This is a genomic window from Kitasatospora sp. NPDC043949 (genome assembly GCF_056435365.1).
Map to the genome: position 1 here is coordinate 50,197 of NZ_JBWKEQ010000024.1, position 2,452 is coordinate 52,648.

At 71.4% G+C, this 2,452-nt stretch carries 1 protein-coding gene; it reads right to left on the bottom strand.

All coding sequences use genetic code 11. From position 1 onward, the window contains the following. Positions 1-129: 129 nt before the first annotated feature. On the bottom strand, positions 130-2,133 hold the full coding sequence (locus AC07AL_RS20860) for an APC family permease (protein ID WP_478317923.1): 2,004 nt from the start codon (positions 2,131-2,133) through the stop codon (positions 130-132). Positions 2,134-2,452: the final 319 nt, after the last annotated feature.

Below are 2,452 nucleotides of genomic sequence, written 5' to 3' on the forward strand. Positions count from 1 at the left end.
GACCCCCCCCCCCCCCCCCCCCCCCCACCCCCCCCCCCCCCTCTCCCCCTCCCCCCCCCCCCCCCCCCCCCCCCCCCCCCCCCTCCCCCCCCCCCCCCCCCCCCCCCCACGACGTCGTGCGGCGGAGCGTCAGCCGACGTGGACGCGCGGGCGGCGGCTGCGGTCGGGTTCGGCCTCGCGCAGCACCTCGCGGGTGACCGGGGCCACCTCGCCCTGGCCGAACAGGAAGAACCGCAGGAACTGGGCGAAGGGGTTGCCCTCGGTCCACTCGAAGTAGAGGTGCGGCTGCTGCCCGGTGCGGTCCCGGATGGTGAGGGCCAGCGCGGCGATCGCGTTCGGGATGCTGGAGCTCTCCAGTGTCAGCACCCGGTAGCGGCCGTGCAGCACCTCGCCGCGCACGGTCAGCTCGGTCTCGAAGTCGGAGGCGTCCCGGACGGTCACCTCGACGAAGACCAGGTCGTCCTCACCAGGGATGTCGTTGTCGGCGCGGATCTGGCGGATCTTGTCGCGGTACTCGGCGACGTCGCGGCGGGTCGGCTCGTTGGCGATCAGCCGCAGCGGGCGGTGCGCGTAGTCCCTGACGAAACGTTCCGCCACGTCGTCCAGTACCACGTCGGTGACGCGCAACTCGAAGGCGCGGCGCAGCCGGGAGAGCAGCGAGACCAGGATGATGCCGGCGATGAAGCAGGCGCCGATCTTCAGACCGTCCGGCCGCTCCAGGCAGTTCAGCACGGTGGTGTACAGGAAGATCGCCGCGATGATCGCGAAGGCGGTGGTCCAGCCCCGCTGCTTCGCCTTGTACGCGGCGATGGTGACGGCGATGGCCGCCGAACTGATCAGCACCAGCACACCGGTCGCGTACGCGCCGCCCTGGGCGTCCACGTTGGCGTCGAACAGCCAGGTGACCAGGAAGCCGATCAGGGTCAGCACGATCACCATCGGCCGCACCGCACGCGCCCAGTGCGGGGCCATGCCGTAGCGGGGCAGGTAGCGCGGCAGCAGGTTGAGCATGCCCGCCATGGCGGAGGCGCCGGCGAACCAGAGGATGGCGATGGTGGACAGGTCGTAGACGCTGCCGAAGGTGCCGCCCAGGTACTCGTGGGCCAGGTAGGCGAGGGCGCGGCCGTTCGCGTCACCGCCGGGCTTGAACTGGTCGGCCGGGATCAGCAGGGTGGTGATGAAGCTGGTGGTGATCAGGAAGCAGCTCATGATCACGGCGGCCGTGGTGAGCAGCTTGCGGGTGCCGCGGATCCGGCCGGTGGGCTTCTCCTCGGTGTCGTCCGGGTCCCCCTCAATGTGCGGCATCACGGCGACGCCGGTCTCGAAGCCGGACAGGCCGAGCGCCAGCTTCGGGAAGACCACCAGCGCCACGCCCACCATGATCACCGGGTTGCCGTGCTGGGCGGTCAGCGCAGTGGTCCAGTCCGTGACCACGTGCGGCGCCTGGATGATCTTCCAGATGCCGACGGCCACCACGACCACGTTCAGCGCCAGGTAGACCCCGACCAGGGCCACCGCCAGGCCGATCGCCTCGCTGAAGCCCTTCAGGAACACCGCGCCGAGCAGCGCGACCAGGATCAGCGTGATCAGCACCTGCTTGCCGCCGAGGACGCTGGTCAGGTGCGGGTTCTCCACCAGGTGCGCGCTCGCGTCGGCGGCCGACAGGGTGATCGTGATGAGGAAGTCCGTCGCCGCGAAACCGAGCAGCGCCAGGACGAACAGTTTGCCCTTCCAGAACGACAACAGCCGCTCCAGCATGGCGATCGAGCCCTCACCCCGCGGGCTCTCCTGCGCGACCCGCCGGTAGACCGGCAGCGCGCCCAGCAGGGTGACGACCACCAGGACGATCGTCGCGATCGGCGACAGCACGCCCGCCGCCAGGGCGGCGATGCCCGGCTGGTAGCCGAGCGTGGAGAAGTAGTCCAGGCCGGTCAGGCACATCACCCGCCACCAGCGCTGGCCCTTGTGCGCGCCGGAGTCCCCCGCCTGCGCGCCGCCCTGCGAACCGTCCTGACCGGCCTCCCCGGTGGCCGGCTTGTCCGCCGACACGCCCTCCAGCAGCCAGCCCCGCAACCGTATTCGCGCCGACGACGGTTCCGCCGTCGCCGCCTCCGTCGAACCCGACGAAACCACCTTGCACCTCTTGTTAAAGACCCCGTAAAAGCGCCGTCGGGCGACGGCAGTGCGACAGGCTATGCGACCGGCGTTAAGGACGCGTCATCGCCCCGCGTTAAGAAAGCGTCATTGCTCCGCAGGTCGCGGCGGGTGGTGCGGCCGGTGACAGTGCGCCCGCGACGGGGCTCCGACCGGCGGGGGGGGGGGGGGGGGGGGGGGGGGGGGGGGGGGGGGGGCCTCGGGGGGGCTGGGGGTGGGGGGGGGGGGGGGGGGGGAGAACAAAAAAAAACAAGAACCCCCCCCCCCCCCCTTCCCCAAGCATCGCCTCTTTGTGGCT